This window comes from Dellaglioa sp. CoH-56-MRSF-13 (genome assembly GCF_056782095.1).
The window spans coordinates 1-413 of record NZ_JBXAYC010000072.1 but is presented as its reverse complement, the minus strand read 5'-3'; the positions used below and the strand labels follow the sequence as shown (position 1 = coordinate 413).

Here is a 413-nt window from a genome sequence, read left to right as displayed (position 1 = left end):
ATGCACGAGCTTTCGTACAAATACGAGTGTTGTGGTTTTCCGACCGTGTACCATGAGCTGAGCATCAACTACAAGGGCATCAGCGGCCACATCGATGCGGTGTACCGTGGTGACGACGGGAAGTTTTACATCCTCGACTTCAAAACGACGGGCATCGCAGCGGCCCCCAAAAAAGCCAAGGACCCGGGCATTGTGTACGTCGAGCAAATCGAGGCGTACGCAGTGCTTCTGGAACTCCAGTACAAGATTCCGATCGAAGGAATCATGGATGCGTTCATCCTACGTGACAATCCGAACAAAGACCCTGCGGTCTTCGTGAAGAAGCTGACGGACGAAAACCGCACTGTCATCAAGAAGCGGCTCAAACGCTATCTCAAGATGCATGCTGCGGCACTCGATGCTTCGACACTCGA

1 protein-coding gene is annotated in these 413 nt (G+C 53.0%); it reads left to right on the top strand.

Annotated elements, in window-relative coordinates; translation table 11 throughout:
- Positions 1-413, top strand: a 413-nt coding sequence (locus AC1RP1_RS07935; protein ID WP_481762711.1) for a PD-(D/E)XK nuclease family protein, incomplete at both ends; no start/stop codon positions are given.